The sequence below is a fragment of the Haloterrigena salifodinae genome (assembly GCF_003977755.1).
GTDB lineage: Archaea > Halobacteriota > Halobacteria > Halobacteriales > Natrialbaceae > Haloterrigena > Haloterrigena salifodinae.
Map to the genome: position 1 here is coordinate 175,149 of NZ_RQWN01000001.1, position 19,205 is coordinate 194,353.

Consider the following 19,205-nt stretch of genomic DNA (forward strand, 5'->3'; position numbering starts at 1 on the left):
ACGCGGTGTTCGAACGCCATGATAATCATTGATAGATCAAAACGACCGAGGGTATCGAAGCTAAGCTGCACCGCGGACTGCCGACGGCGTGTCGGCTCCGACCGAACGACCGTGACCGATCAACGGCGACAACTGTAGTGCCGAGTGGGCTCGCCGCCGATGATTCGGATACCTCTCGGAGGACCGTTGCGCGAGCGGTCGCGACGTCGGCTGGCGTCACGAGAACTCGAGTGTCTCGGTCTCCTCCTCGGGGAGTTCCTGCTGCAGGACGAACGGCCCGAAGTCCGCCGCCGTGCGCCGGGCGATAGTCGCGATTCGGAGTACGTAGAGCAACAGGACGACGAAGGGGCTGAACAGGGCCGTGATCGTCGCGCTCACGACGAGGACGTACACGTACGGGTGAAGGCCGAGCGCCAGCAGATTTCCGTACGCGATGATGACGAACGCGCCGCCGAGCAGCGTCGGGAAGCCGACGTAGAGCAGAATCTTCGAGAGATCGGCCAGTTCCTGTTGCATGTAGACGCTCTTGAAGTACTGTCGGGCGATGTGAATGTCCCCCAGCAGTTCCTCGAGTCGCTCTAACTGCCCGTCGGCGGCCTCCGAGAGCTCCGACCGATGGGTCTCCCGAAGCTGGCGGACGAGCTGGAGCTGCCACGGATCGTTGTAGTGGAGGATCACGGAGATGACGTCGAACGACCCGAACCTGACGTCGGCGAGCGTTTCGATGGCGTCCCGATCCTGCGGATCGGTCTGGGAAACGAACGAGTCGACCCGCGTCCGGACGTCGTCCGGCCCGTCGCGACAGATCGTCTGCAATCCCAGCGCCGTCCGTCGCTTGGCCTCGATGAGGATGCGGAGGAACTCCGACGGCTCGGCCGGCGACGGTCGGTAGCCGGTGTGATCCTCGATGCGGCGGCGATAGTCATCGGTCTCCTCTAGGCGCCTGAAGAACGCGCCCGTCGAGCCGAACTCCTCGGAGAGGATCAGCTGGTTGATCGCGAGGACGACGGTGATGAAGGGGAGCATCCCGCCGATCAGCGCGCCCGAGAGCGTCGTCACGTCGCCCGCCTCGGCGGGCGTGATCAGTCCGGCCCGAATGAGCAGCAACGAGACGCCGAAAACGGCCGCGAGGAGGATCGCTGACAGGCGGCGCCGATCGCCGTAGAGGTAGATCCAGCGAACGAGTTCGCCGGCCTCGAGGCGCTCGGCGAGCCCGGCGTCGGGCTGGGACGCCGTCGGGGCGTCTTCGTCGCTCATACGGGCGCTACCAGCACCGCTCACTTAGTAGCTAGATGGACCTTCAGCCTGTGAACCCCGCAGGGTCGCTCCGCGGCTCGAGGCCGACTTACAGCTCTCGCTGGCGCCCCTTCGGCACCATCGAGCGCAGTTCGCCGTGGACGTAGAGGCCGATTCCGATCGGCTCGAGGTCGCCGGCGATTTCGTGAGCGCCGATCAGGTACCCCCAGTCGCCCTCCCAGCGCTCGATTTCCTGATCCTCGCCGGTTGCAAAGGCCCGCGCCTCCTCGGGGTCGAGTTCGATCACGCAGTCGGTCGCGCGACCGCCAAAGCGCTGGACGAAGTCCGTCGTCGGCTTCCAGTGTTCCTGGCGCGTCCGCAGACAGGTCATCCCGATGGCCTCGATCTCGAGGGGCGTTGGCGCCTCGCCGCCGTAGATCCAGATCTTGCCGGCGCCCTTCTCCCAGAACGTGTAGTCGTCGAACGTTTCCGGTGGCATGCCGAACCGATCACAGAAGTAGTCGACGACCTCCTCGCGGCTGACCCGACCCTCGACAGTCTGTTCGGCCGGCGTCGCGGGCAGGCGATCGAATCGCTGGCCGTCGTTTTGCTCGAGGTCCCTGGTCGATTCGTCCGCCATTACGCGGTCACCTCCAGTTTCGCCACGAAGAAGCCGCCGGTGTCGTTCTGATGGGGGTAGATCCGCGCCGCCCGCTCGAGGCTCGAGTCGAATTCCTCGCCGTCCCACTCGGTCAGGCCGGGCGAGTGCTCGAGGCCGATATCGAAGTCGACGACGCGACAGTCCTCCTCTTCGAGGGCGTGCTGGACGACCGCCTCGTTCTCCTCGGGGGCGAAGGTACACGTCGAGTAGACGACGGTGCCGCCCTCGCGGGTGGCCTGTATCGCCCGCCGGAGGATGCCCTTCTGGACGCCCGAGACCGACGCGATGGCCCCCTCCGACCAGTTGTCCAGCGCGTCGGGGTTCTTCCGGATCGTCCCCTCGCAGGTACAGGGCGCGTCGACGAGCGCGCGGTCGAACTCGTTGAAGTCGAACCGGTTCAGGGAGTAGTTACGCGCGTCGGCGTTCGTGACGGCGAGGCTCGTCGCGCCGAGGCGCTCGGCGTTAAAGCGCAGCGCTGAGATGCGCCCGAGGTTGTTGTCGTTGGCCACGACGGTCCCCTCGTCGCCCATCAGCGCCGCGATCTGGGTCGCTTTCCCGCCGGGTGCGGCACAGCTGTCCCAGACCCGCTCGCCGGACTGGGGATCGAGGACGACCGGCGGCACCGCCGAGACCTCCTCCTGGCCGTGGGTAAAGCCGTGGAACGAGGTCCACGTCGACCCCGGCGACCCCGTCTCGAGGCGCAGCACGCGGGGGTTCCAGTCGGCCTGCTCGTACGCGAGACCCTCCTCCTCGAGGGCCTCGAGCGTCCGCTCGACCGAGGCCTTGATGGTGTTGACGCGGGCGGCGTTGCCCAGCGGCCGCTCGCAGGCCTCGAGGAACGCGTCGAAATCGTCGATAATCGGTCGATACCGCTCGAGTGGCTCCATTGGACCCGGATTTGCACGCGCCGCGTTTGTGGGTTTCGAAGCGGTCGACTCCCGGCAGTGCCGGATGCGACCGCTCCGACCAAACGACATACTGGAGACAGATATATACATTAAGGTCTATATCTGTTCAATAGAGGTCAAAAACAGACGTGGGGGATGCGACCGAGCCGACGAAATTCGAGGTGACTGACTGCGCCGTCATCGGCCGCACGTTCGAGGAGTACGCGGCCATGTTCGATCTCGAGCCGGCTGCACTCGAGGGGCGACGGGTGCTCGATTGCCCGTCCGGCGTCGCGTCGTTCGTCGCGACCGCGACCGACCGGGGAATCGATGTCGTCGGCGCCGATGTGGTGTACGAACGGTCTCGCGAGGACCTCGCACGACGATGTCGCGAGGACCGCGAGGCGGTGATCGACCAGCTCTCGGAGAAGAGGGACATGTTCGACTGGTCGTTCTACGACTCCGTCGCTGAGCGCCGACGCTACCTGCGACGGGCTTCGGAGCGGTTCCGCAAGGACTACGCGGCCGGCCAGTCGAGGGATCGGTACGTCGCCGCCGCGCTGCCGGCGTTGCCCTTCGAGCGCGACGCGTTCTCGCTGGTCCTCTCCGCGCACTTCCTGTTCCTCTACGGTGACCGGTTCGACTACGAGTTCCACTGCGAGGCGCTGCGGGAACTCGCCCGCGTCGCGGCCGACGAGGTTCGGATCTACCCACTGCAGGGACTGGACGCGACGCCCTACGATCGCCTCGAGGACGTCCTCGCGACGCTCGCCGACGAGGGGTACGAGGCGACGCGGGAGACGGTCCCGTTCGAGTTCCAGCCCGGTTCGACCGAGATGCTCGTCCTCTCGCCGTGAGATTCGGGCCGTCCGAATATCTGCCGCCCTCGATTTTATGGGTACGCCGACAGACGTCTCGAACATGGCACAGATCCGCCAGCAGGGGCCCGAGATGGACCTCGAGGAACCGGTTCTCGTCGAGGGCTTCCCGGGGCTCGGACTCGTCGGCAAGATCGCGACCGACCACCTCATCGAGGAACTCGACATGCGCTATTACGCCAGCGTCGACTGCGGCAGGCTGCCCCGGGTCGGCGTCTACCGTGGCGGCGACCACACGGCCCGGCCGCCGGTCCGGATCTACGCCAGCGAGGAGCACGACCTCCTCGCCCTCCGGAGCGACGCGCCGATCAAATCCGACGCCGTCGGCTCCGTCGCCGAGTGTCTCACCGAGTGGATCGTCGGCCAGGACGCGCTGCCGCTCTACCTCAGCGGGTTGCCGGCCGAACGCGAGGGCGAGGACGAACCCGACATCTACGGCGTCGGAACCGGGAACGCCGCCGAGCGCCTCGAGGAGCGCGGAATCGCCGTGCCGCCCGAGGACGGCGTCGTCACGGGGCCGACGGGGGCGCTCATCAACCGCGCCGCACAGCGCGACTACGACAGCGTCGGACTCGTCGTCGAATCGAGCCCGCAGTTCCCCGACCCCGAGGCCGCAAGCGTCCTCCTCGAGGACGGCGTCTGCCCGATCGCCGACGTCGAGGTCGAGGTCCAGGAACTCCTCGACCGCGCGGCGGAGATCCGCGAGAAGCGCGAGCAGTTCGCTCAGCAGATGCAACAGATCGGCCAGGAGGAGAGTTCGCAGGCCCAGCCGCTGCGGATGTACCAGTAGCGATCTCCGCTCGATCGCGGTTCGTGCTCTCGAGCGTCGTCACCGGGACCGAACTCTCGATTCCGGAACCGTGCCGTCGATCGGTGACGCCGTGCCGATCGCTCGACGCGTCCGCGTTCGGAATGAGCGTCTCGAGAACGCGCCGACCTATTCGATCATGTTCGGGGGAACCACCTTCGACGCGGCGTTGCTTTCTCCGACTGTATGAGATTAGGCGAGCCTAAACAGACGGCAGACGACGATGACGACCGATTCCTTCGGCGAAATCTCAACCGAAGCGGTATCGTAGTTGAACCCCACACCGCTGCCGTTCAGAACCGATGACCGCCGAAATTGACCCGGAGCGACGACTCGGAGCGCTCGTCAGAGACAACCCCGAATTCGCGTCGGTGTTCGAGTCCGTCGGCATCGACTACTGCTGCGGTGGCGACGACTCGCTCGAGCGGGCCTGTGCCGACGCCGACCTCGAGGTCGGGGCCGTCGTCGATCGACTCCGTGACGCGCGGTCGGACGGCGGCGACGGAACCGACGACTGGGACTCGCTGTCGGCGCTCGTCGACGACATTGTCGAGAACCACCACGACTATCTTCGGGCCGAGTTGCCGCCGCTCGAGCGAACGGTCCGGAAGGTCGTCCGCGTCCACGGGGACGACCACCCGGAACTCCACGACGTCGAATCGACGTTTCTCGACCTCGAAGACGAGGTCACCCACCATATCGAGGACGAGGAGGAGAACGTCTTCCCCGAACTCGAACGCCTCGAGGACGAGACGGCGCTGACCGGTGACGAGGAGGCGCAGGTCCGCAAGGCGATTGACCACCTCGAGGACGAACACGACGCGGCCGCCGCCCACCTCGAGCGGCTCCGCTCGCTGACCGACGACTACGCGGTCCCGGAGGGCGCGTGTACCAGCTACCGAAACATGCTCGATCGACTGCAGCTCCTCGAGGAGGACATGCACCTGCACATCCACAAGGAAAACAACGTCCTGTTTCCCGACGCGCAGGATCGACTCGCGGCGGCGGTCGCGGAGTGATCGACCGCACCGCCCGAGTCGGTCCGTCATGCGTCGGTCTTTTCGGCGACGATCGCGATCGCGCGTAGTTGGTCGTTGTACGCATTGAAGACACGCCGCATCGATCGGACGCGGTTCTGGGCCTCCGGATCGGTGAGAACGTTGTACGCGATTTGCAGCGTCCGGACGAGTCCCTCGTCGGCGACGACCCGCCGCGGTTCGAGGAGGCGCATCGGAGCGGTCGCTCGCCACCGAACGGTGAATCCCGCGTCTTCGAGCAGCGCCACCCACTCCGATTCCGTCAGCGGCCACGCGTTCACCCTCGACGCACGCGAGAGGTCGTCCCGAACGGCCGATTCGGTCGCTGCGTCTGGTCCGTCGGGATCGATCGCCAGTTCGTGAATTCCGTAGACGCCGGTGGTCCGCAGAAGCCGATGGGCCTCGCCGACGAGTGCGGCCTTTCCCTCGTCCGGCTGCATCGACAACATCGCTTCGCCGTAGACGACGTCCGCGACGCCGTCCGCGAGGTCAGTGTCGGCCGCGTTACCGACGACGATCTCGCGACCGGTCCCGCCCAGGTCGTCCCGGAGCGCCCGCGCCGCCGCGCGGTCCAGTTCGATCCCGGTGTACGAGTTCGGCTCGTCCGCCAGCGCGCGTCGCGCCGTCGCTCCGGCGCCGGGCGCGAATTCGACGACGTCGTCGGCCGGCGTGATAGCCAGCGCCTCGAGGAACTGCTGAGTCAACGCTCGACCGCCGGGACGGAGCACCCGCTTGCCCAGCGCAGCGAGAACCCCGTGCATCGGCCGGTCCGTCATCGTCGCCGGTCGCCGTTTCGTTCGGTCCGCGGTTCTTCGACGACCGGAATCGTTGCACCGGTCACGGACAGCACTACACCGAGCGTCGAACGGTGGGAAATCGATGGCATCGGTCGGTTCGGGTCAGTCGCCCGGAACGCGAGACGGAACCGCCGGTTCGTCTCCCCTCCTCGTGCCGGTCGGGCTCGTCTCCGCGTGGACACGCGACGATTGTCGGGGGACGCAGACCAAGCTATCCCCAAATATCATCGCGCTCTCCGTCGGCACGAGCAGTTTGTCCGGCAACTGTAACGGATCGGCCAAGGGAGAGTTCGAAGGCCCGGGCGCCGTGAACGCACCGGTAGTTCCGTTCGGGTGTCCTGACTTCCTCGTTCGACCACGGTCGTTTATATGTAAGTATCACTACGAGTACGACATGGATATTACTGACGCGCGCGCGGAGTGTAACGCCGTCCTCGATGCCGTCAGTCGGAGCGTTATCGCGGACCAGGAATTCCTCGAGACCGTGCTGCTCGGCGTCCTCGGGCGGGGACACGTTCTTCTGGAGGACGTACCCGGAACCGGAAAGACCCTGACCGCGAACAGTCTGGCGTCGGCGCTGGGGCTGTCGTTTTCCCGGATCCAGTTCACGCCGGATCTGCTGCCGGCCGACGTGACCGGGACCCACGTGTTTGACGAGTCCGAGGGCACCTTCGACTTCACCGAGGGACCGATCTTCGCGAACGTCGTGCTGGCCGACGAGATCAACCGTGCACCGCCGAAGACCCAGGCCGCCCTGCTCGAGGCGATGGCGGAAGGCCAGGTCACCGTCGACGGGGACACGCACCAGCTTCCGCAGCCGTTTTTCGTGATCGCGACGCAGAACCCCGTCGAACAGGCCGGCACCTTCCCGCTGCCGGAAGCCCAGGTCGACCGCTTCCTGGTGAAACAGTCGATCGGCTACCCCGACGCGGACGGCGAACGGGAGCTGTTGCAGCGCCGACTCGGCCGCACCGAACGGAGTCCGAGCATCGATCCGGTGCTGGACGGGGACCGCGTCCGAGCGCTCCGGGAGGTCCCCGAGTCGGTCCGGGTCGACGACGACCTCGTCTCCTACATCGCCGATATCACCCGCGGGACGCGCACGCGAAACCAGGTCGACATCGGCGTCTCGCCGCGGGGCACCCAGCGCCTGCTCGAGGCGGCGCGGGCCCGCGCCGTCATCGTCGGCCGTGACTACGTGACGCCCGACGACGTCAAGCGGGTGGCCCGCCCCGTGTTGGCCCACCGGCTGGTGCTCACACCCGACGCCTCGGTCGACGGGGCCTCGAAGGCGGCCATCGTCGAGCAGGTGCTCGATTCCGTCTCCGTCCCGACGCTCGAGTAGGAGCAACCGTTTCTACCGGGACTCGCGCGACCAACGGAATCGCGTCGCCGCGGAACTGATTACCGCTGCAACGCCGCCAACAGGAGTATCGCCCCAAACAGCATGGCGATCACGGCCGCGACCGGCTGGCCGCTGGGGCCGGCGATAAAGACCGCGTAGCTCCCGACGGCGGCGACCAGCCCAACGACGACCGTGGCGCCGACGTGCGGGAGCTCCGCCCGCGCCGTCGTCGCCTCCCGGCCGAGCTGCTCGCCGATCCCGACTGCGTGGTGGCCGGCGTCCCAGGCCAGCACGGTCGCGGTGACGCTCGCGAGCATCGGGACCGACGGAACCCCCTGAATGCCGCCCGTGAGTAGCCCCGCGAGCGCGACGGCGGTACCGATCGTGACGGCCCGACGGGACCCCGTCCAGAGCCCGCCGCCGAGGATCACCAGCGCGGCGGCGCCGCCGACGAGCACGAACGGCGAGTAGAGGGCGCTCGAGAGCACTCCGAGAAGTAACGCGACGATCGAGAGTCCGCTCGTCAGGACCGCGGGCCGGTGGTCGGGGTCGACCGCGTCGGCTTCGGTGCTCACGCCGACCACCGCCGTCGACTGCGCTCGAGCGTCGCCGCCAGCGATTCGTCCGCCGGCCAGTCGACGACCCTGATGCCCGTCCCCCTGAGCGTCGAGATGCGGACCGCTCGTTCGACCGCTCCGAGCCGTTCGCCGGGCGTATCCTCGCCCGTCGGATCGGGACTCACGATCGTCACGAGGTGGCCGTCGGCCTCGAGCAACTGCGCGGTCCGCACGATGTCGTCGTCGCACAGCGGCGTGAACAGGATCACCTGCGAATCGGGCGGCATCCGCGAGCGGAACCGCTTTTGCTGGACGTACAGCATCGACGTCGACGACTCCGGCGGAGACAGATCGAACGCGGAATCGGTCGCGAGCAGTCGGCGGGCCGACGCCCGGTGGTCGGCCCCCGAGCCCGGCGCCAGCCACTGCGGGTGCGGGCCGAAACTGGCGAGGCCGACGTTGTTGCCGCCCGCATCCAGCGCGTCGAGCGCGGCGACGGCCGCCTCGATACTGCGGTCGACCGCGTGACGGCCCGTTTCGTCGGGTCGACGGTACGCGTCCGTGCGCGTGTCGACGGCGAGCATCACCGTCGCCGACCGCTCCTCGCGAAACGTCACGGTCGTCAGCTCCTGGCCGCGAGCCCGGCGGTTCCAGTCGATCCGCGAGAGCGGGTCGCCGCGGCGGTACTCCCGCGTCGAGTGAAACTCGAGGCCCTCGCCGCCGACGTCGGTCTCGACGCGGCCGGTCAGGGGCAGCGTCAGCGACCGCAGCGGGAGGTCGGTCTCAATCTCGGCGGGCGGACAGCGGAGTTCGGCGTCGACGCGGATCCGCTGGACGCGCTCGACGGCGCCGGTGAACCCTCGCGCGACGACGGCGACCGGTTCGAACGCGTGGGCGCCCTGGCGAGCGGTCACCGCGTAGGAGAACGTCTCCGTCTCGCCCGGCCGGAGCGCGGTCCCGTGTCTCGGGGAGCCGTCGGTGACGACGAGTTCCGCCGGCACGCCGTCGACGAGCCGGAGATCCGGAAGGAGTTCGTCCCCGTCGTTGCGGACGTGTACCGTCACGCGAACGGGTTCGCCGGGCTCGAGCTCGCCATCCTCGAGTTCGCGATCGATCGAGAGCGTCGGGGTCGGCGGCCGACCAGCCCGGGCGTAGGCCGCGTACGCGATGCCGACGACCGCCGCCAGCAACAGCGCCGGCGACGTGACGACGACGCCGGCGCCGCCGAACACAGAGGCGACGGCGGCAACGCCGGTCCAGCGCTTCGTCTCTCGGACGCTCGAGTCGACGACGACCGATTCCGCGGCGTCTGCGGTCTTGCCATCCGCGTCTTCGGGCACATCGTTGTCGGGTTCAGTAGCGACGTCAGTGCTGGAGTCCGTCTTGGTGGCAGTACCAGGCTCAGTCTCGGCGTCCGTCCGACCACCGGCGTCGGCATCGGAACCGGGTTCGGAGCGAGTTTCCGTATCGATTCCGGCAGCCTCGCCGCCGTCGGTTCGCTCGCTCCGGCCGTCCGTCGGTCGCCCGTCGTCAGCCGATCGTCCGTCCTCGTCTCCGTCCGTCATTCGTCGTCGTGCACCCCCGAAATTCGCGCGATCTCGGCCGCGGCGCGTCTGGCGCGGCGGGGGCGGTCGCGACGCACCACCGTCCGGACCCGGACGCGCCACGGCGCCCAGTCGGGGACCGTATTCATGAACTGGGCCGCCGCCAGCGGATCGTCCGTCCAGGTTCCGTTCTCGAGGGCCTGTCGGGCCTCGTCCTCGGTCAGCCCCTCCCCGAGCACCAGCGCGTCGACGGCCGCCCGCTCGAGTCGTTCGTTGAGCTTTCGTCCCTGCCGTCCGAACGTCACGACGCCCGATTCGATCGCCGCGTCGATCTCCTCGCCGGGGGTCGGCAGCTCCTGTGGCCGCTCCGGCGTCGGCAGTTCCGTCTGCCCGACGTCGGCGTGTCGGCGAGCTTGCGCCGTTCGAAGCCCCTGGAGGAGCGCGATCACGCCGATCACGGTCACGATCGACTCGCCGAGGCTGAAGGGGCCGGTCAGTTCCGGGACCGCCACGAACGCCAGACCGAGCAGGACCAGTCCGGCGCCGACTATCGCGTACTTGTTCATGGGTATCCGTTCATCGTGTCGCTCCGTTCTCGCGGTCGCGATCGTCGTCGGCGTAGGTCGCTTCGATCTGTCTGAGTAACTCGACGGCGCGGCGCTCGCGGTCGTCCGTGACCGAGCGATCGCCGTAGCGGACGTCCTCGAACATCGTCCGCAACTCGTCGACGTGGGACGGATCCAGCCCCGCGTCCCGCGCCGCGGCCGCGAACTCGCCGGGCGTACTCGAGTCAGGTCGATCGACCTCGATCGGCTCCGTCATCTCGCGCCAGGCCCGGTAGACGTCGTTCTCGAAATCGTCGCCTTTCTCGATCCGATCGGCGGCGTCGCCGGCCGCGCGGCCGAGTTCGCCCCGCTGCACGGCGTCGTCCGGTTCCGCGACGGGATCCGTCGATTCCCGGCCCTCGTCGTCGCCGCTGTAGAACAGCGCCGCGAACGCCCCGACGACGGTCACCAGCAGAACGGTCAACACGAGCAGCGAGGGCAGAGTCGGCCCGGAAACGGAACCGTCGCCGTCGCCGCCGCCGAACGGACCGCCGGAGCCGTTCTCCGCGGGCGGCTGCAGATCGGCCGGCGGAGCCGGCGGCTCGAGGGTCTGCGTCCCGCAGCCGCCGGTGAGGACGACGAAGACGAGCACGACCAGCGGGAGCAAGGCGACCGAGAGCATGAGCGTTATTCTGGTATCGTACGATCGGGTCGCCAGCGCGGCGATTCCGACCGCGCCCAACACGAGCGCGAGGAACCCGAGCTCCGAGTCGAGGAACGCGACGCACAGTCCCGTGAATTCGAACGCCTCGTCTCCCTCGGGGCCGGAATCGGCCGCCGGGGGTTCACCCTGTTCCTCGACGTCGCTGGCGCCGCCGTCGGCGCCGCCGAACCCGCCGCCGCTCCCGCCGTTCTCGACCATCGACGGCAACGTCGCCGCCGCGAGCACGACGGCGAGACAGCACAGGACGGCGATCACCACGACGCGACCCGTATCTCTATCCACGCCCTTTCTTTCTTGTAATACGTGAAATGTTTTACTCCCGACCAGATCGACGCGAACTCGCGTCGAATTCGCGGTGCCGGGGCTCGGTGCGGACGGCTCGTCGCAGCTACTCCCCAGTGTCAAATTGCACGACGGCTTCCGGTAGACACTACTGCAAACACAACTCCTTTTCGCGCCCTGTTCCTCCCTGCGCACATGGAAACGGAAGACGCCGAAACTGTTGCGCCCGGAACGTGTCCGACCGCAAACGGCATTCCGATGCTCGGGTTCGGTACCTGGCAACACGACGATCCGGATCGGTGCGTCGAGAGCGTCCGAACGGCCCTCGAAGCGGGCTACCGCCACATCGACACCGCCCAGGCCTACGAGAACGAGGCGGCCGTCGGCGAGGGTATCGCGGCGGCCGATGTCGATCGCGACGAGGTCTTCCTCGCGACCAAGGTCTGGCGCTCGAACCTCGCACACGACGACGTCCTCGAGACGGCTCGCGAGAGCATCGACCGGCTCGGCGTCGACTCCCTCGACATGCTGTACATCCACTGGCCGACCGGCGAGTACGACCCCGAGGGAACGCTGTCGGCGCTCTCGGAGCTGTATGACGAGGGACTGATCGAGAACGTCGGCATCAGCAACTTCCTCCCCGAGCAGGTCCAGGAGGCCGTCGACGTCTGCGACGCGCCGATCCTGGCCAACCAGGTCGAACTCCATCCGCTGCTCCCCCAGCCTGACCTCCGGGAAGCCTGCGAGAACGCCGGTGTCGAGGTCGTCGCCTACTCGCCGATCGCCCGCGGCGAGATCTTTGACCAGCCCGAGGTTCAGGACGTCGCGGAGAAACACGGCGTCAGTGAGGCGCAGGCCAGCCTCGCCTGGCTGCGCGAGAAGGGCGTCACCGCGATTCCGAAGGCGACCGGCGAGGAGCACATCCGCGATAACTGGGCATCCCTGACCCTCGAGCTGGATCGAGAGGACATCAACAAAATCGATAGTATCGACGAGACGCAGCGGCAGGTCGACCCCAGCTTCGCGCCCTGGAACTGAGACCTCTCGAGCAGCCGACACCGGCGAGAGACGCCGCCGACGCCGGTACGGTGGTCGATCGAGACATGTTTCTTTTGCGTGAAATTCAGGAAAGCTTACGGTACACCGGCTTTATGGCTCGCGTATGTCTACCCGCTCACGACAACGTGGCGGTGGTGGGTTTGTCGGCGCGATCAAGGCCGACGTACAGCGGTTACACGGTGCGTGGATGGAGCTCGTCTTTCCACGTCAGCGTGGCCGCGGCCACTCCGTCATGGGGAAGTGGAAGCCGGAGACGCTCCCACAGAAGATCGGTTACAACGGCTGGAGTATCCTCGGGCTATTCGGCTTACTGCTCCTCTACCCGCTGACCGTCATCGGACTCGCAACCCGCTACTACGCGGCGAAACTCGACTCGACGCGCACCCGCCTCGGCATCGTCGGCGTCACGGGTGTCGCGCTGCTCGGCTGGGGGCTCCTGACCGTCGCCTGGGGCGCGATGTCGTACATGGAACAGGTCGACATCCCGATGAATTCGGTCCTCGCCGTCGCGGCGGCGAGCGCGGTCGCGACGGTATCGACCGCGCTCGCAGCGGCGTGTACCAAGGCCGGCGGTCGCGCGGTGACGGTGATCTTCGCCTACCCGTTCGCGATGACGGCGCTGTTCCTCCCGCCGGTCGTCGCGGCACTCGTGACGCCGTCGCTGCACCCGTACATCTTAGACCCCAGCTACGAGTTCGCCGCCTGGGCGCTCGACAACGTGCTCGCCGTCGGCGGCGTCAACGAGTACCTGCGCTCGAACTACCAACTCGAAGGCGCAGCCTACGCGGCGATGTGGCTCGGCATCTCGATCCCGCTGGGCTGGTTCCTCGGGGTCGTCGTCGCGCTGGCGAACCTGGTTCGGCCGTCGCAGTAACCGGTTTCGTTTTCGATACCTCTTCGCGAACGGACTGCCGATTCCCGATACCATTAGGCGTCCGGTTCCCAAGAGCCGCACATGGAATTCGACCTTCCCACGACCGCGGCTGCGTTTATCGCCGTCATCGCGATCGGCGTCGTCGGCCTGATTGCCGCACCGATGATGACCATGGACACCGTGTTGATGAGGGTCGCGCCGTCGATGATCGTGTTCGGGCTGATCATGCTCGGTATCGGGATTAAATACGGCGAGCATCGTGTTACAGGCCGATAACGACGGTTGGGATCGGCGCTATCGCTACTGGTTCATCGCAACCGTTACGATTTCGACCGCGCCAGCGCCGCCGCTCGAGCGAACGAAACCGAAAAAATCGGCGGTGAGCAGTCAGTCAACGATCGACCGCGAGCGGCCTACATGTAGCCGAGGTCGCGCAGACGCTCCATCAGGTCCTCCTTGTCCTGGGCGCGGCCCGCGCGCTCGGTCGTTCCCTCGAGGTCCTGCAGCCACGCGGGGTCCTCGTCGCTCTTCTCGGTGCTGACCTCGCTACCCAGCGAGCGGAAGCCGGCGAAGTACTTCGGCGAGATCGGGATGTCCGCCTGTTCGACGCCCTCGGGGAGGTCGTCGTCGGCCTCGGGGACGTAGCCCTCCTCGGGGAAGTTCTCGACCGTGTCCGGCACCACGAAGTTCCAGAAGGCGTCCCAGACGGCGGCCTCGTCGAACTGCAGGATGGGCTGGATGCGGTCGTGGGGCGGGTAGATGTCGGGGTCGTGACGCGGCGAGAAGAACGTCTCGTCGGCGCGGGCCTCCTGCTCGTCCCAGCGGACGCCGGAGATAACGCCGTCGATGTCGTGTTCTTCGAGCGCGTCGTTAAGCGCGACCGTCTTCAGCAGGTGGTTGCCGACGTAGGTGTCGAGCAGGAACGGGAACTCGTCTTCCTCGTACTCGAGGATGTTCTCGACGTGGTGCTGGTTGTGCTCGGAGAGTTCGTCGATCTCGATGTCGTCGCCCGGCTCGAGGCCGTGCTCGTCGACGTACTCGCCGACGTCCTCGTTGCGCGCGTAGATGACTTCGAGGTCCCACTCGTCGGCCCAGTGGTCGACGAAGTCGTGGATCTCGTCGAAGTGCTGGTAGTGGTCGATGAAGACCGCCGGCGGTACCTCGAGGTCGAAGCGGTCGGCGACCTCTTTGATGAAGTACAGCGTGAGCGTGGAGTCCTTGCCGCCGGTCCACATCACGGCCGGGTTCTCGTACGCCTCGAGACCCTCGCGAGTGACCTCGATGGCCTTCTCGATCTTGTCCTGAATCTGGGGATAGTCCTCGGGATCCTCACCGTCGCCGTCCTCGTAGTCGACGTCGACGTAGTCGGGGAAGTTCTCGCTCATGTGGTGTAATTAGATATAATTAGGAGGGATAAACGCTTTGGGGGAGCGGAAACGTCTGTCGGAATCTGCGACGATCGGTCGGCGATGACGGTATCGCGCGTCGACGCGGATCTCGTTCGACGGAGTGAGTCAGGAACTGGACTTTCAGGCGCTTTCCTGTGCGAACGACGGCTTCCCGCCGTGATCGATGAGCGGCGGGTCAACCCTACCGATCCGTGTGGTGTGTTCACTCGAGGGCCGGGATGGCGGCGTGATCGCGTCGCCGTTCGTCCGACGGGGTGGCGCAATACTTGCCGCAACCGGTGGCCGTCGGGACCGCCGTCGACACCGACGAAAGCCGACGCTGTTCGGTACGCGGACCTCCGAACGTAGGTCGTAGAATCGTTCGTCGACGATACGGATTCGGCCCCCGGGTCGGCCGGGCTGTACAGTAGCGGCGCGCGGCCGGACCGGACGGCGAACTGGACGGCGTCGTCGCGGTTACTCCTCGTCTTCCTCGACGACTTCGGGATCGCTCATCGCGCTCTGGAGGCTGTCGAGCCCGTTGATCCACTCCGTGACGAGACCGTACTCGAGGTCCTCGGCGACGGACATGTCAAGTTCCTCGCCGTCGATGATGAGCGTACCCGCTTGTGCGGCGTAGCCGAGCGCGGCGTCGAGATCCTCCTCGGCCTCGGCGTCGGCCGCGGCGCCGAGGTAGTCGCCGACGCTGCCCTCTTCGGCGGGGCCGCCCGCGATGTACTCCTCGGCGGCGAAGAAGACGCAGACGAGGCTCGTCTGGACGCCGTCGACGAGGATCAGTTTCTCCTCGTCCTCGATGTCGACCTCGCCGAGAACGATCTCGCGTACGTCGTTGATCTCCTCGAGCGCTTCCTCCTCGCCGAGTTCCCCGTCGTCGTAGGCGGCGACGATCTTGGCGATCGCGATCGCCGTGTCGTCCTGCAGGTTCAACAGGAGCCGGGCCGAGTCTTCGTCCTCCGGATCGATGTCTTCGTCCTTGATGCGGCCGATCCAGTTCTGCCAGCGTTCCTCCGAGTAGAACTCGGTCGGGGGATTGCTCATACAGACACCTACACCGGCCGCTTGAAATGCCTTTCTCTACTCTACGCCGAGCTTACTGAACCGAAACGTCGGCTTTAGGCCCGCTCGAGTGTCCCTTCCGTGTCAATTCCGTACACGCGTTCCGGCGTCTCGACGTGGGCGATACGGACCGCATCCTCGTGGCCGTCCTCGAGCAGCCAGCGGACTCGCCGGGGCACCGTCTTCGGGCCGAGGACGGCGCCGGGGCGGTCCGGATCATCGATGTAGTCGGTCTCCATCAGGAACGGCTCGCCGCGCTCGGCGGCGGTCTCGAGGCGATCCTTCTCGCTCATCACGCTCGGGATCGGGCCCTCGAGGCGACCGCTCGCGTAGTGTTTGACTACCTTGTGCGCCGGGAGGCCGGCTTCCTCGGCCCAGTCGGCCACCTCGGTCATGTCCTCGCTGGCTTCGGCGTGTAACTGGACGGCGCAGTCCAGTTCGGCGCCGCGCTCGAAGGCCCGGCGCATGACCGCGTTCGAGGCCGCCCACACGTCGTCGTCGACCTCGTAGTGGGGGCGACCAGACTTCAGCGCCAGCGCCTCGCCGGACTCGACGTACTCCGCGGCGACGTCGATCCCCGCCTGCATCAGGTCCCGCGCGTCGTCAGGACTGAAGCCGCGGTCGTCGACGAGCCGCGTGATCAGTCCGGGGTGGACCCCCAGGACGGGCCAGGCCCGCCCGTCGAGTTCGCTCGAGGCCTCGTCGACGATCTCGATCGTCCGCTCGAAGACCGCACGGAAGTCCTCGCCGGTCTCGGCCTCGACGCCGAGGTGCCAGGAGGGTTTGTTTACGACCAGCAGGTGGGTGCCACCGAGGCGAGCGAAGTCGCGGACAGCGTCGATGCCGCGGTGGTTGTCCGGATCGAGGTGGAGGTGGTTGTCGAGGACCGGCGTCTCGTCGTCGAGCATGTGCGCTAGTGGGCCGACCGGGCGTGAAAAATCTCCGACTTCGCTCGAGTCGCCGGGCTCCCTCGAGGCTAAATCGCCCGGCGATACTTGCAGTGCGGGCAGTAAACCGTCCGCTGGCGAACGATCAGGAGCGACTTCCCGCATTTGCACAGGCCGCCGACGGAGATATCGTTGGTTTCCCGGACGATCCCTCGCAACGTGTTCTCCAGCCGGTCGATGTCCCGTTCGGCATCGTCGAGTCGCTCCTCGAGTTCGCGGAGCCGTCGAGAGTGCAGGTGGCGTCCTCTCATGGGGGTAGGGCTGGACCGGCTTCTGTGATCCATGGACTGAGTAACGACTCGCGAGCGATTAAGCGTATGGGGGTAACTGGCAAGCGAAGTACAGTGGCTACGCGTCGGACGCTGTCGCCGGGAGCGTCACGGTGAACGTCGTCCCCTCGCCCGGCTCGGAGTCGACGCCGATCTCCCCGCCGTGGTTGGTGACGATCCGCCGGCAGAGCGCGAGGCCGATTCCGGTGCCGGGAAACTCCCCGATCGCGTGGAGGCGGTTGAAGACGTCGAAGATCTGGTCGTGGTAGTCGGGATCGATCCCGATCCCGTCGTCCGCCACGGCGAGTCGCCACTTAGGGCCGCACTTCGTCGCGTCGACCTCGATGCGCGGCAATTCGTCGCCGCGGTACTTGATCGCGTTTCCGATCAGGTTTGAAAAGAGCTGCTCGAGTTGGGTCCGATCGCCCCTGACCGTCGGGAGCGCGCCGATCTCGACCGTCGCCCCGCTCTCCTCGATCTGTACCTGGTGGTCCGTGACGACGGTCTCGACGACGGCCTCGCAGTCGACCGGCTCGAGGGTCGTCTCGCCCGTCTCGATCCGGGAGAACTCGAGCAGCCCGTCGATCATCTCGCGCATGCGGTCGGCGCCGCCGACGGCGAAGTCGATATACTCGCACGCGTCCGCGTCGAGGTCGTCGCGATAGGTTCGCTCGAGCAACTGGAGGTAACTCGAGACCATCCGCAGCGGTTCCTGGAGATCGTGGGAGGCGATGTAGGCGAACCGCTGGAGCTGTTCGTTCGACTCTTCCAAGGCCTCGATTGTCTCGTCGCGCTCGACTTTCGCCGTCGTTCGCTCGTAGAGCGTGCCTAGCATGCGATCGACCTCGCGGTCCGGACGGTTAGGGCCGAAGAACTCCGCGGGCGGGATGTAGTAGAAGTTGTGACAGACGGCGCCGTCGTAGACGAGGTGGGGGTGGGTGCGGACGATGTCGCAGAGGACCTCCGCCGGGATCACGTTTCGGTCGTACTGGCAGAGCGCGATGCAGTCCTCGCCGTCGAAGAGGTCGTTGACCCGACTCTCATACTCCATGAACTGCTCGAGGCTCGTTCCCTTGTCTACGATCCAGGTCGTCTCGGCGCTGATGCGCAGTCCCGCGTAGTCGTCGCGAGCCGCCTCGATGGCGTCCCGGTAGCACTCGAGCATGTTGTCGGGATCGAACCGGCCGGTTCGGAGGTAGGTATCCCCGATCGTATGGAAGGTGAGCGCGCCGGATTCCGTCGCCGCGTCGACGTCGATGCCGCCGTCTTCCATCGCCGCCGTCATCTCGGCTCTCGTGTTCTCGTTGACCACGTACATGCAGCGTTCGCCCCGCTCGAGGCCCTGGCGCACGAACGGGACGACGGCCGCGAGCTGCTCGTCCCGGTCCTCGTAGATCACCGCGAGGTGTTCGTTCGGCTCGTGCTCGCCGAGGGACTCGACGGGACCGCGAAACTCCGGACTCGAGCGCAGGGCGTCGAGTCCGCTCTCCAGTCCGAGCGGGCCGCTGGACTCGCCGCTCCGGACGTCACCCGCGGTCTGCTCGTCGTGGCCGAAGGAACACATGCTGATCTCTTAAAAGAGGGGCGAGCATGAACGCTTCGGCACGGCGTATCAACCGTCGAGACGGTCGTTTCGCGTCAGTCACCGAGCGTGATCGCTTCGTCGGCTGCGTTCCGCAGGGCGTCCGAGCGGCCGTACGTGCCCGGCGCGATGGCGACCGTCTCGACGCCGACGGTGCCCGCGTACTCGAGGACGGGCTTGAAGTCGGTGTCACGGGAGCCGATCGCCAGCCGATCGATCGTGCCGTCGCCACAGAGGGCGGTTGCGTCGACGGCGAGTTTGACGTCGACGTCGCCGCTGGTGACGATCACCTCGAACCCGCGGGCCTCGGCGGCCTGGATGAGCCCCGGCGTCGCGTGTTCGTCGAGATAGAGCCGGATGACGCCGACGCGACCGAGTTCACGCGCGGCGTCCCGGAGGTCGTTCAGGTCGACGTCGAACTCGTCGCGGAAGACGTTCGGCCCGTCAACCAGCAGCCCCACCGTCGGCTCGGTTTCGGGTAGCGTGCCTGCGCGGCGAGCGAGACGGGCGCGAACGCGGTCGAACATACACTGGCCGTTTCAGCGGCCCCGAGATAGGTGTGACGGATCGACTCGAGGGGAAAACGCGTCGGTCGGTTGATCCAACGTCGACCGAGTTGTCCCAGGAGTTCGACCGGGCTCTAAACGGCTACCTTCACAGGTTCAGCACTTACTTGGATACCGTATTTCTGTCTGATACACTCACCCG

The 19,205-nt window shown here is 66.8% G+C and carries 21 protein-coding genes; 7 read left to right on the forward strand and 14 right to left on the reverse strand.

Annotated features, from left to right (window positions below):
* Window positions 1-216: 216 nt before the first annotated feature.
* The 3 genes from EH209_RS00870 to EH209_RS00880 form a co-directional block, all read right to left on the reverse strand.
* Window positions 217-1,257, reverse strand: a complete 1,041-nt coding sequence (locus tag EH209_RS00870) for a hypothetical protein (protein ID WP_126661116.1) — start codon at window positions 1,255-1,257, stop codon at window positions 217-219.
* Between the two features lie 88 nt (window positions 1,258-1,345).
* On the reverse strand, window positions 1,346-1,876 hold the full coding sequence (locus EH209_RS00875; RefSeq protein WP_126661117.1) for a DUF7122 family protein: 531 nt from the start codon (window positions 1,874-1,876) through the stop codon (window positions 1,346-1,348).
* Window positions 1,876-2,784: an RsmB/NOP family class I SAM-dependent RNA methyltransferase gene (locus EH209_RS00880; protein WP_126661118.1), complete on the reverse strand. Its 909-nt coding sequence runs from the start codon at window positions 2,782-2,784 to the stop codon at window positions 1,876-1,878. The genes EH209_RS00875 and EH209_RS00880 overlap by 1 nt, the downstream gene beginning before the upstream one ends.
* Before the next feature lie 149 nt (window positions 2,785-2,933).
* Between EH209_RS00880 and EH209_RS00885 the strand changes: the two genes are divergently transcribed.
* From EH209_RS00885 to ric, 3 genes are all read left to right on the forward strand, one after another.
* The gene (locus EH209_RS00885) at window positions 2,934-3,641 is read left to right on the forward strand and encodes a hypothetical protein (RefSeq protein ID WP_126661119.1); all 708 of its coding nucleotides are present in this window, start codon (window positions 2,934-2,936) and stop codon (window positions 3,639-3,641) included.
* A 64-nt stretch (window positions 3,642-3,705) separates the two neighbouring features.
* Window positions 3,706-4,452 carry a proteasome assembly chaperone family protein gene (locus tag EH209_RS00890; protein WP_126661120.1) on the forward strand — a complete coding sequence of 249 codons (747 nt, stop codon included), beginning with the start codon at window positions 3,706-3,708 and terminating at the stop codon, window positions 4,450-4,452.
* A gap of 320 nt (window positions 4,453-4,772) precedes the next feature.
* Window positions 4,773-5,489, forward strand: coding sequence for an iron-sulfur cluster repair di-iron protein (ric, locus tag EH209_RS00895; protein ID WP_126661121.1), 717 nt, complete (start codon window positions 4,773-4,775; stop codon window positions 5,487-5,489).
* A 26-nt stretch (window positions 5,490-5,515) separates the two neighbouring features.
* Here ric and EH209_RS00900 read toward each other — a convergent pair whose 3' ends face one another.
* Window positions 5,516-6,283, reverse strand: a complete 768-nt coding sequence (locus tag EH209_RS00900) for a class I SAM-dependent methyltransferase (protein ID WP_126661122.1) — start codon at window positions 6,281-6,283, stop codon at window positions 5,516-5,518.
* 415 nt (window positions 6,284-6,698) lie between these two features.
* Between EH209_RS00900 and EH209_RS00905 the strand changes: the two genes are divergently transcribed.
* On the forward strand, window positions 6,699-7,649 hold the full coding sequence (locus EH209_RS00905) for an AAA family ATPase (RefSeq protein WP_126661123.1): 951 nt from the start codon (window positions 6,699-6,701) through the stop codon (window positions 7,647-7,649).
* Between the two features lie 59 nt (window positions 7,650-7,708).
* Here EH209_RS00905 and EH209_RS00910 read toward each other — a convergent pair whose 3' ends face one another.
* The 4 genes from EH209_RS00910 to EH209_RS00925 are packed head-to-tail and all read right to left on the reverse strand — an operon-like array spanning window position 7,709 to window position 11,301.
* The gene (locus tag EH209_RS00910; RefSeq protein WP_249038721.1) at window positions 7,709-8,224 is read right to left on the reverse strand and encodes a DUF7519 family protein; all 516 of its coding nucleotides are present in this window, start codon (window positions 8,222-8,224) and stop codon (window positions 7,709-7,711) included.
* Complete coding sequence (locus tag EH209_RS00915) at window positions 8,221-9,771, reverse strand: DUF58 domain-containing protein (protein WP_126661125.1); 1,551 nt, start codon at window positions 9,769-9,771, stop codon at window positions 8,221-8,223. The genes EH209_RS00910 and EH209_RS00915 overlap by 4 nt, the downstream gene beginning before the upstream one ends.
* Window positions 9,768-10,316 carry a DUF7269 family protein gene (locus EH209_RS00920; protein WP_126661126.1) on the reverse strand — a complete coding sequence of 183 codons (549 nt, stop codon included), beginning with the start codon at window positions 10,314-10,316 and terminating at the stop codon, window positions 9,768-9,770. Before EH209_RS00920 ends, EH209_RS00915 begins: the two co-directional genes overlap by 4 nt.
* 10 nt (window positions 10,317-10,326) lie before the next feature.
* Window positions 10,327-11,301 (reverse strand): DUF4129 domain-containing protein, encoded by a 975-nt coding sequence (locus EH209_RS00925; RefSeq protein WP_126661127.1) that lies wholly within the window; start codon window positions 11,299-11,301, stop codon window positions 10,327-10,329.
* Between the two features lie 195 nt (window positions 11,302-11,496).
* Between EH209_RS00925 and EH209_RS00930 the strand changes: the two genes are divergently transcribed.
* The 3 genes from EH209_RS00930 (at window position 11,497) to EH209_RS00940 (ending at window position 13,510) form a co-directional block, all read left to right on the forward strand.
* The gene (locus EH209_RS00930) at window positions 11,497-12,339 is read left to right on the forward strand and encodes an aldo/keto reductase (RefSeq protein WP_126661128.1); all 843 of its coding nucleotides are present in this window, start codon (window positions 11,497-11,499) and stop codon (window positions 12,337-12,339) included.
* Between the two features lie 124 nt (window positions 12,340-12,463).
* Window positions 12,464-13,234 (forward strand): hypothetical protein, encoded by a 771-nt coding sequence (locus EH209_RS00935; protein ID WP_126661129.1) that lies wholly within the window; start codon window positions 12,464-12,466, stop codon window positions 13,232-13,234.
* Window positions 13,235-13,315: 81 nt separating this feature from the next.
* A complete protein-coding gene (locus EH209_RS00940; RefSeq protein WP_126661130.1) occupies window positions 13,316-13,510 on the forward strand; it encodes a DUF7333 family protein in 195 nt (64 codons plus the stop codon).
* 137 nt (window positions 13,511-13,647) lie between these two features.
* On the opposite strand, the gene EH209_RS00945 is transcribed toward EH209_RS00940, so the two are convergent.
* From EH209_RS00945 to EH209_RS00970, 6 genes are all read right to left on the reverse strand, one after another.
* Window positions 13,648-14,619 carry a phosphoadenosine phosphosulfate reductase family protein gene (locus EH209_RS00945; RefSeq protein ID WP_126661131.1) on the reverse strand — a complete coding sequence of 324 codons (972 nt, stop codon included), beginning with the start codon at window positions 14,617-14,619 and terminating at the stop codon, window positions 13,648-13,650.
* Between the two features lie 480 nt (window positions 14,620-15,099).
* Window positions 15,100-15,681: a DUF2150 family protein gene (locus EH209_RS00950; protein WP_008895054.1), complete on the reverse strand. Its 582-nt coding sequence runs from the start codon at window positions 15,679-15,681 to the stop codon at window positions 15,100-15,102.
* A gap of 74 nt (window positions 15,682-15,755) precedes the next feature.
* Window positions 15,756-16,607, reverse strand: a complete 852-nt coding sequence (locus tag EH209_RS00955) for a TatD family hydrolase (protein WP_126661132.1) — start codon at window positions 16,605-16,607, stop codon at window positions 15,756-15,758.
* Window positions 16,608-16,675: 68 nt separating this feature from the next.
* On the reverse strand, window positions 16,676-16,897 hold the full coding sequence (locus EH209_RS00960) for a hypothetical protein (RefSeq protein WP_126661133.1): 222 nt from the start codon (window positions 16,895-16,897) through the stop codon (window positions 16,676-16,678).
* Between the two features lie 97 nt (window positions 16,898-16,994).
* A complete protein-coding gene (locus tag EH209_RS00965) occupies window positions 16,995-18,479 on the reverse strand; it encodes a sensor histidine kinase (protein ID WP_126661134.1) in 1,485 nt (494 codons plus the stop codon).
* A 74-nt stretch (window positions 18,480-18,553) separates the two neighbouring features.
* Entirely contained in the window at window positions 18,554-19,024 is a 471-nt protein-coding gene (locus EH209_RS00970; RefSeq protein ID WP_126661135.1) for an NYN domain-containing protein, read from the reverse strand.
* Between the last annotated feature and the right edge of the window lie 181 nt (window positions 19,025-19,205).

Bases quoted from the DNA above. Each gene is read 5' to 3' on its own strand.
- EH209_RS00905 (WP_126661123.1), top strand. From the start codon at position 6,699: ATGGATATTACTGACGCGCGCGCGGAGTGTAACGCCGTCCTCGATGCC.
- EH209_RS00875 (WP_126661117.1), bottom strand. From the start codon at position 1,876: ATGGCGGACGAATCGACCAGGGACCTCGAGCAAAACGACGGCCAGCGA.
- EH209_RS00930 (WP_126661128.1), top strand. From the start codon at position 11,497: ATGGAAACGGAAGACGCCGAAACTGTTGCGCCCGGAACGTGTCCGACC.
- EH209_RS00950 (WP_008895054.1), bottom strand. From the start codon at position 15,681: ATGAGCAATCCCCCGACCGAGTTCTACTCGGAGGAACGCTGGCAGAAC.
- EH209_RS00940 (WP_126661130.1), top strand. From the start codon at position 13,316: ATGGAATTCGACCTTCCCACGACCGCGGCTGCGTTTATCGCCGTCATC.
- EH209_RS00935 (WP_126661129.1), top strand. From the start codon at position 12,464: ATGTCTACCCGCTCACGACAACGTGGCGGTGGTGGGTTTGTCGGCGCG.
- EH209_RS00880 (WP_126661118.1), bottom strand. From the start codon at position 2,784: ATGGAGCCACTCGAGCGGTATCGACCGATTATCGACGATTTCGACGCG.
- EH209_RS00900 (WP_126661122.1), bottom strand. From the start codon at position 6,283: ATGACGGACCGGCCGATGCACGGGGTTCTCGCTGCGCTGGGCAAGCGG.
- EH209_RS00955 (WP_126661132.1), bottom strand. From the start codon at position 16,607: ATGCTCGACGACGAGACGCCGGTCCTCGACAACCACCTCCACCTCGAT.
- EH209_RS00870 (WP_126661116.1), bottom strand. From the start codon at position 1,257: ATGAGCGACGAAGACGCCCCGACGGCGTCCCAGCCCGACGCCGGGCTC.
- EH209_RS00965 (WP_126661134.1), bottom strand. From the start codon at position 18,479: ATGTGTTCCTTCGGCCACGACGAGCAGACCGCGGGTGACGTCCGGAGC.
- EH209_RS00920 (WP_126661126.1), bottom strand. From the start codon at position 10,316: ATGAACAAGTACGCGATAGTCGGCGCCGGACTGGTCCTGCTCGGTCTG.
- EH209_RS00945 (WP_126661131.1), bottom strand. From the start codon at position 14,619: ATGAGCGAGAACTTCCCCGACTACGTCGACGTCGACTACGAGGACGGC.
- EH209_RS00970 (WP_126661135.1), bottom strand. From the start codon at position 19,024: ATGTTCGACCGCGTTCGCGCCCGTCTCGCTCGCCGCGCAGGCACGCTA.
- EH209_RS00890 (WP_126661120.1), top strand. From the start codon at position 3,706: ATGGCACAGATCCGCCAGCAGGGGCCCGAGATGGACCTCGAGGAACCG.
- ric (WP_126661121.1), top strand. From the start codon at position 4,773: ATGACCGCCGAAATTGACCCGGAGCGACGACTCGGAGCGCTCGTCAGA.
- EH209_RS00915 (WP_126661125.1), bottom strand. From the start codon at position 9,771: ATGACGGACGGAGACGAGGACGGACGATCGGCTGACGACGGGCGACCG.
- EH209_RS00960 (WP_126661133.1), bottom strand. From the start codon at position 16,897: ATGAGAGGACGCCACCTGCACTCTCGACGGCTCCGCGAACTCGAGGAG.